Source organism: Vibrio zhanjiangensis (assembly GCF_030161235.1).
Classification (GTDB): domain Bacteria; phylum Pseudomonadota; class Gammaproteobacteria; order Enterobacterales; family Vibrionaceae; genus Vibrio; species Vibrio zhanjiangensis.
Genome location: NZ_BSPW01000026.1, coordinates 48,246 through 57,124, shown reverse-complemented (window position 1 = coordinate 57,124; position 8,879 = coordinate 48,246). Strand labels below are relative to the sequence as shown.

The 8,879-nt window shown below is 44.6% G+C and carries 4 protein-coding genes; all 4 read left to right on the top strand.

Annotated features, from left to right (window positions below; genetic code table 11):
* Nucleotides 1-121 precede the first annotated feature (121 nt).
* Nucleotides 122-904 carry an ATP-binding protein gene (locus QQK21_RS08180; RefSeq protein WP_284191710.1) on the top strand — a complete coding sequence of 261 codons (783 nt, stop codon included), beginning with the start codon at nt 122-124 and terminating at the stop codon, nt 902-904.
* Nucleotides 905-1,247: 343 nt separating this feature from the next.
* Nucleotides 1,248-3,329, top strand: coding sequence for a two-partner secretion domain-containing protein (locus QQK21_RS08175; protein ID WP_284191709.1), 2,082 nt, complete (start codon nt 1,248-1,250; stop codon nt 3,327-3,329).
* Between the two features lie 6 nt (nt 3,330-3,335).
* Nucleotides 3,336-4,142, top strand: a complete 807-nt coding sequence (locus QQK21_RS08170; protein ID WP_284191708.1) for a hypothetical protein — start codon at nt 3,336-3,338, stop codon at nt 4,140-4,142.
* A gap of 18 nt (nt 4,143-4,160) precedes the next feature.
* The gene (locus tag QQK21_RS08165) at nt 4,161-8,870 is read left to right on the top strand and encodes a DUF637 domain-containing protein (RefSeq protein ID WP_284191707.1); all 4,710 of its coding nucleotides are present in this window, start codon (nt 4,161-4,163) and stop codon (nt 8,868-8,870) included.
* Nucleotides 8,871-8,879 lie beyond the last annotated feature (9 nt).

Below are 8,879 nucleotides of genomic sequence, written 5' to 3'. Positions count from 1 at the left end.
AGTTAACGTAATGACAAAGTCGCTTGGTAATTAAGGTACGACAGAATCGCTTGGTGATCACAAATTTAAATGTGAGTATACTCAGTCTAGCGAAAGAGCACTAAGAGCAGATGAAACGCGTATATCGCAAATTTTGCAAAATCTTTTGAGTAATGCGGTTAAATTTACCCACCAAGGTTCGGTCGGCCTATCGATTGAATTAACGGAAAGAGAGCATCACGGGGAGTTGACCATTCAAGTATCCGACACGGGAATTGGTATCAGTGAGGATAAGCATTCGGCTGTTTTTGACCCCTTTTCTCAAGCTGAAGGCGATACAACGAGGCGTTTTGGTGGCACAGGCCTTGGGCTTTCCATCACACGAGACTTGGTTAAGGCTATGAATGGAACCATAGATCTTGCCAGTACAATAGGTGAAGGCAGTCAATTTACGATTGTTTTGCCAGTCATTCTTACCGATGCCATTGATCATGCCACTCAAGAGCAAGAACTGCCTGAGTTCGATGGTTCAGGGCTCTGGGCATTGATTGCTGAAGACACGCGTGTAAATGCAGTGGTACTGGGGAAATTTCTTGCCAATAAAGGGTTTGACTATGAGGTAGTTGAGAATGGCCAGTTAGCGATTGAAAAAGTCCAGCAACGCCACTTTGATTGTGTCTTAATGGATAACCACATGCCTGAAATGGATGGACTTGAAGCTACTAGAGCGATTACATCGCTGAACTTAGACAATCCCCCTATCATCATCGGCTGTACTGCCGATGCATTTGAGCAAACTCGCCAGCAAATGATGTCAGAAGGTTGCGCAGAGGTGATCACTAAACCTGTCAGCTCAGCTCAGCTCGATAAAGTCTTCCACGCCACACTTACCCCAAATCGAGCCAATTCAGCAAAGCAGGCGTAGCGGTATACCAATATATTGCTACAAAGAATTAGGTTATTTTTTACAGCAGTAAGGCAATTTCTTCTGCTAGTTTTGTGATCTGCGCCAATAAAAACATAATTATTACAGATGTTTATTGCCATTCTCATTTATCAGCATTGTGTTAATTGATTTGTTAAATATCATTGCGCATCCCTAATAATTTTTATTAATAGATACTGACTGTGTTTTGGTAGTTCCAGCACTATTTTGATTCTTGCTATAACATTGATTTATATCTAATAAGAAGAAAATCGGTTGTATCGAGGATTTCCTTAGTATTTCTGCCACTACATAATGACTTTAACCTTTCAGATGTAATTTTATGAAATCAATTTTAACAAAAGTTTCTTCAATACTGCCTATTGGAGGGGCAGTGGCGTTGTTGGCTATGTCATTCAACGTCAGCGCAGCGCCAGCAGGTTCACCTCCAGTCACCTGGCCTAATACTCAATGTGCTCTACCTAATGCCACCTTAGTTGATGGGGTATGTCAAAGCACATTTAAGTTTGAGCCTCATTATACGTGTCCCGCCAATGCCAGCTTAAACCACAGCAACGCTCAATGCTATAGCAGCGAAAATCAACCTATGTTCCTTTCATGCCCGAGTGGTTATAGTTTGGTTGACGGGAAAACGGGGAAGGAATGCCGTAAGGTTAACTATAGTAATCATTGCAGTGATTTTCTCCATGCTCTAGATGGTCTTCATGCGAATTGGTATCAACATTGCGTGAATAAACGACTGTACGAATATGTTAGTAGGAGATATCCCGCTAAAGTTGCTCGACGTTATGCCAATATCCGATACTATGACTCACCAGAACCTGGAATCTATTGGGGAGACATTCAGCCCCCAGAATGGGCTTGCCCTCCGGGTTTTGAAATGAGCGGCGGTTATTGCCGCAAAAATACCACCGCAGCAGCGCAGCCAGTGTGTGCCAGCAACCAAACTCTTGGCCGCAGTGTTGGGTTTCCTGCCTGTATCGAAAATCGTAAACTGGCCGAGCAAACATCGCTTAAAGGTTATAGTGGCGATGGCGAAATTGCCCCGAGTTCACAGCTTAAATCGACGGCGATTTATGGCCAATCAGAAAATCAACTACTGATGATTGATGCTGGCAATCAGAGCAATGTCTCTCATATGCGGTTTGAGCATTTCAACCAAGATGGGAAACGCTTGGCCTTGGTCAATAACCCAAAACTGAATGCTAACCTTGCTGACCAAGCGCCGCCTCAGTTGATCGTGATTGAACACACGGGCAACGATCCCATGGTACTTGGCAAAATCGAAGTACTTGGCCGTGCGGCGGATTTGCTGTTTATCAGCCAAGCGGGTGTGATTTGTCAGTCTTGTCAATTTAGTAACACTCAGCGTGTCACTATTGCAACAGGCGAGGCGCAATTTGACCGGCAAGGTGCACTGGCAAGTATTTCAACCAATCAAGGTGAAATTCAAGTTCGCGGTACAAATGGTCTAATAACCGATGATGCGCTGATGGTGACCTTGCTAGCTAACCGTGTCAATCTTGATGGGCCTATCTACACCCTCGCTAAAGCACATAAAACCATCGACGGAGAAATGGTACTTGATCCTAATGGTGAGTTAATTGCCTCGCAAGGTAATGTACAAATTATTGCCGGCCGCATAACCCATGATTATTCGACGGGCAACAACCAAGTTGATGTGGTTGAGAACAGCGTACCATTAGTTGTTAAACATCCGATTGATGCGGGCAGTGTTTGGTTACAAACCACCAACCAATACAGTGATATTGTGGTGGAAAATCATATTAATACTAAAGCCGATATTACTGTGCTTAGCGATTATCAGACTCACCAAGGAAATGAAAGTCGTTCTCAGCTGTTACTGTCTAACGGCAATATTCATATTCAAAGTTTTGCCACGACAGTATTAAAAGATGCGACCTTATCCACTTCTTCCAACGTCAGTTTGCAAGGTCAAAATGTTCGAGTTCACCCGCTAGATAGTTTTCAAGCGGCTAGTATTGCAGCGGGTCTAGTCAATATCGCTGCCGAGTTTGAATTTGAGAGCCAAGGATTAGTCAGTGCCGATGAAATAAAGGTGGCTGCTAAGTTTGTCAACAATATTGGTGGTGAGTTGATCGCGGTGAACAGCTTGTACGTGAACGGCGAAGAAAACATCAATAACTATAGTCAAGGGGTACTGGCGGCAAGCGATGTTACTCTGGTGAGTAAAAAATCGATCACCAATGGTTGGTTCGAAGGCTTTCAATGTGAATATCCGGCGGACAGCTTTGATCAAGCGCCGAAGGCTTTGCGCCGCTTAAGTGACAGTGCTCGCGATATTCACATCAACCAAAATCAGATCCAACTTGGGACGGCTTCTGGCCTGGTGGCCAATGCGCAAAACAAATGCGCTGAGTAAGGTAAAGTGGTATCACCGATTGATGTTGATGACAGATACTCATTTATCATTGGGTTTAATATTGCTATGCAAGCGCCTAATGTGCTGAATGTAAACTCTCAGCTTAAGAAACGATTAAATGTCAAAGCGGCCGATGATAAGCCAATAGAGTTTGAGCTAAAAGATACCTTTGAAACCCTTATTTCAGCAGAAAATAGTATATTTATTGAAGCATCTAACTCTTTAAAAAATGTGTCATCAGCACTTGAAGTCTTGACCGGCAACTTAAGTGTTCGCTCACCAAGAGTTCTCAATGAGCGTTACTTTATCGAGTCAGACACCAATGTTGATAAATTACGACCTCATCGCGATATCCATATCACAGAAACCACTCAATACGTGAAATCTCTGTCACCTCCACCTTACTTATTGGTTGGTGGCAATTTCTATATTGATGGTGGCAAAAGTGCAGAAGATGATAACGTTAGCTCATTTTCATCAGCTCTCATCAACGAAGCAGGCAGCGTTGAAGTACTCGGTACGCTTGCGGGTAATATAGCCAGTTTGCGCTCATTGGGTTTGGTCACCCAAGCGCGAGTAGATCGCCAGGTGACCCATCATCATGCAGAGCGGTATTGCTCACGGAGGATACGTACGGGATTTAGTAAAATATGTATCCGTCATAAAACACGCCGCTGGACCACCACCAGCTTCCATGTCGATAAAAATCAAATTAATGGTCAGCTTATTTCGCTGTTTGATATCCAACACCCTGATACCAAAATTCAAGGGCTGTTGACGACAGGTGATATTTCCTACGGTAAAGACTTCTAACAATAACGAATAAAAAAGATGATGGATAAAAACCAATTAAACGAGTCTGGTCATGACTTGCCTTTATGGCGAAAAGTAACGGCGAGCGTGATGCTCCCAGTGCTTACAATGACATTTACAGCGCCGACTCTAGCGAGTATGCGCATAAACCAAACGATTGAAGAGCTGGAAGATCATTTGGCGTCTTCTAGTCGTTACCTGCTCGATACACAGGTTGACAACTATATTCAGCAATATAATCAGAATCTTGGTCAACTTGATATTCGAGATGGCTTGACCGATTTACTGACCACCATTTTCAATGATTACCCACAATTTGAGCCAGAAAAAGATTGGTCGCCCATCAGTGGAGATATAACTTTCTTTGTGCCACTACCCACGCCAAAAGCGTACGGTAATGGTGCAATGCAACGTGAAATTGTCCGTTTCCAGCTTAAGCAGCTGATAGGCAGTAGCCGCATTTCAGAGCTAGGATTTAATAGCTATGAGCAAATGCAGACCGAGTACTACCAAAACGCGATGTCGTTTATGCAAGACACAGGTCATCGATTTGGTGACAAATTGTCTCAGCGAGATCTCGACAACCTTCAGTACGATATGATATGGCCTGAAAAGCGCTACTTGCCAGGCGTAGGGCGAGTCTTCATCCCCTTTGTTTATCTCACTGCGAGAACGATCGACACTCAATCTCGCTGTGTAAGAAATGATATTCAAACTCCGCGTTTATCTGAAATCGACAAAGCTTCTCTGCAACATGCTATTGCAAAAGGTATGTCTGATTTGGTGCATGAGTCTCGTGAGAGTAGCAGCCACTATTACGAGCGTTTTTCTTCGCCATTGACAGAGTTAACTGATGGGCTTGCTCAGTTTTATCAGCGAAGTAGTGAGAATGCCAGCATCCGCTTTGAAAACTACGATTGCCAAACCGGAGAGCCAGAAATTCCAGATTACATTGGTTCTGCCTATATTCAGCGAGATCTTGTACGTCAGCAGCTCAATGTATTGCTTAATCGCAGCTACCTTATCGCGCCAAAAGCTTATGACACCTATGAAGATATGGCGACGGAAATGTACCAAAATGGCTTCCAATACTTGCAAGCTAACGGTCTGATTTTTGGCCAGAAGCTAACCCAAGCTCAAATGGACAGTTTGCCGAAAGATATGCTCTGGCCTGAGTTTGAAACTCTTGCTAATGGCTCTGAGGTATTAGTGCCGAGAATTTATCTGACTGCACAAACCGTTGCAGCCAATAAAGTCGATGGCAGCACATTTAGCCTTGGTGAAGGTACCATTACCGCCACTGATTTCCTCAATAAAGGCGGTAAAGTGATTGCGATGCGAGATACGTTAATTCGCACTCGTAACAGCTTTATCAATGACAAAGGATATTTAAGCGCCAAACAAGGTATTCAGCTTGAAGTGGGTGGGTTGTTATCTAACCTCTCTGGTACCATAGAAGGGCGTGACGTTAAACTCACCGCCTATGCACTGAAAAACCAAACCCTCGTCTATCGCTATGACCATGCCTATGGGTTTAATGAGCAAGCACAGCAACTAGCGAAGATTGAGTCTTTTGGTGATCTTAATATTCAGACTGCCAGTCACTTTGTCAGTATAGGTGGCCAGTTCTCGTCCCAAGGTGATTTGAAAGTCAATGCTGGCGGTAAAGTACAATTGCTTCCCGCGGAAGTGCGCCATAGTGATGCACAAAGCGGCAACGGCTGGAGCCAATCGAGCCAGTCACTGACCAATATCCAAACCAAAATGTCCGCAATGGATCTATTGTCTATCGCGACCAAACAGACGATTCTATCACAAGGTTCGATACTCGAAAGTCAAGGCACATTGGAACTTCTTGCTAGCCAAGGGATCCATTTACTCGCGGCGCAAGATTATTACAGCTGGCACAAATTGTTTGAAGTCGATGGTAGTGGTGCTTTTGATACTTCACTCAAAAGAGAGGAGAGTGAACAACGCTCACAGGTTGTCTCTACTTTGTTAAAAGCTGGCTACGATCTCATCCTTTCAACAGAAGCTGGCCCTGTTCAGCTAAAAGCAACGCATTTAACTAGCCAAGGGTTAACTCGTGTAACTGGAGATACAATCGATTTAGAGTTGGAACTTGAGAAATACTTCTACAGTTTTGCCGAGTCTTCTGAAGATCCGATTGTCATAAGTCAAAAAGGCCATGGTATTTCGAAAGAGACGGCTCATATGTCGCAATTTCGTGCTCAAGGCGGTTTAGTCCTTGATGCAAGAAATGGCATCAGTGTCGAGCTGCCGAGAAAACCTGACCAACAGTATCTTGATCACCATGAGCTGATTGATCAATTGGCCACGAACGACGGTTTAAGCTGGATAAAAGACATAAGAGATAATCACCCAGAGGCGCAATGGGAGGAAATCGATTTAGTTCTTGAGCAGTGGGATTACGACCAAAGTAGTCTTAGTCCTGCCGCAATGGCGATATTAGTCGTGGTTGTTGCCATCGCAACGTCGGGCGCAGGTGCAGGCGCTGCCGCTGGAGCAGGTGCAGCAGCCGGAGCTGCTACTGGTATGAGCGCTGCCGTTTCCGCCGCATTAAGCGCCGGGACCAATGCACTTATTGTTCAAGCGTCGGCTTCAATGATTGCAAATGATGGTGATATATCAAAAACCTTCGATCAGTTGACGTCATCTGAGTCAGTGCGCAACCTAGCAACCACCATGATCACTGCAGGTGTTATGCAGGGGCTCGATTTAAACTTTATCACAGATGGTCTTGGTGAAGTGGGTCTTGAAGGCACCATGATGGGTGATGTACTTACTCAGTCTGCCAATTCAGTGTTGTCTTCCGTTGTATCTTTGCAGGTTAATAGCCTGTTAGCAGGCAATGGTTTCTCTCGTATTGAAGACTTTGATCAGATGATGGTCAATGCTGTTATTACCTCCAGTATTGCCGTAGTGGGTAGAACCCTAGCCCAGAAAATAGGTGATGCTAGGCGCGGTATTATACGAGATGACAATGGTAATCAACTCGCCTCGGGTGTCGATCCTATTTCCACCGCTTCAGGCTATATAGCGCACGCTGCGCTTGGTTGTGCCCTTGGCGCCGCGACTCAAATGGCAGCGGGCGGCAATTCTAAGTCCAATGTATCAGGTTGTACTAGTGGCAGCGCCGGTGCTGTAATTGGTGAGTTTGCCGCTGAATTATATAGGGATAGTGATTGGGTTAAGGAAAGAACGGAAAAACTTGAGAAAAAGAGCGAGGAATTAACCGGTAAGCTTCTTTCACAATTAGAAAATGGCAACACCGACTATCGCAGCCCAGCCTTCCAGCAAGAGTTACTGCGTGAGTTCAATGAAATTAATCAACTTGGTGGTAACGTCGCGCGTTTGGTTGCGGGTATCACTCTTTTCGTTGCCGGCGGTGATGGTGATGATGTCAACAACGCTATGTTTGCGGCAGGCAATGCGGCTGAGAATAACGCCTTCTTTATTCCAGCGCTTATCTTTGCGTTTAATATGTACACCTTGTACACCACCATCGAAGGGGTTTACGAAGGCTTATCCGCGCTCAAAACCTTGATTGAAAACAAAGATACCATGTCGCCAGAAGAGCTTAACAATGCCATCAAAGAGGTACTGGTTGCTCAACTAATCGATATCGGTATTAACAAAGTATTGAAGCTGGAGATTGCCAACAAAGGGAAAAAAGCCATAGAAGAAGCGCTTGAAAAGATAAGTGTTGATGAGTTGCTTGATAAAATCACCGACTATCTTAACACTGACTCCAACTTTGGCCCATTAGCCCCTGCGTTTGAACTGATTGCGAATCATATCAAACACAGAGATGATCCAAACTTCAAATTGCCTTTAGATACCTTCAGTCCCAAATATCTCAAGAAAATTGAAGATGAATACACAAAGTACAGAGAGAAGCATGGCGGTGCTAAGCTCTCGGAAGAGGCATATCGTAAAAGGCGCGAGCATCAGTATATTGATGATAAGGGCGTGTGGCGTAATATTGATGGTTCTAGCAGTTTGACCCCAACTGAACGCCATCGTGCGAGTCTATACCGCCAAAATGACCAAGATTTTGCTTCCAATCAGTTGACCCAGCGCTCTGGGCTTACGCGCAAAGTGACCGATTTAAACGGCATTGAAATATCCGATTGTAATTTTGATTGTTTGTCTAAATTACGTATGGAAGCGAAGCAAAAAGCGGACTTCAATAAGTTTGATGGTAACCTAGAAGGCCAGAAAAAATTCGCCAGACTTCAGCGCCAATATTCAGAAGAGCTGGGAGAAATGGCGGCGGAAGCCTATGCGAAAGCCACTTTTGGTCCGAACGCAAAACGGTTACAATCGGCCTATCCGGGCAGTAACCAAAAGAACCGTCAATTTGACCAAATATGGCAAGATGGGCAGGGCAACATCCATATCCTTGAAGCCAAAGGCGGTTCTTCTTCATTGGGGGCGGCCAAATTGGGCAGCGAAGTGGTGCAGCAAGGCTCACCAGCCTACACCACTAAGGTGATTGATGAGATGAAAGATTGGTTTGATAAGAACAGAAACAAGATTACTCGCCAGCAAAAACGAGACTACCAGTATACGCTGGACATGCTTGATGATCAGCGTGATACACTGCAATACAAAGTGGTGAGACAACATATTAATGATGGTGGTGTGCCAACTGGCGTACAAGTAACGGGTTACGATGTAAAACCCAGCAGTCAAAGGCATTAAGGGCTCTGT

Coding starts and splice junctions, on each gene's coding strand:
- QQK21_RS08175 (WP_284191709.1), top strand. CDS start 1,248: ATGAAATCAATTTTAACAAAAGTTTCTTCAATACTGCCTATTGGAGGG.
- QQK21_RS08165 (WP_284191707.1), top strand. CDS start 4,161: ATGATGGATAAAAACCAATTAAACGAGTCTGGTCATGACTTGCCTTTA.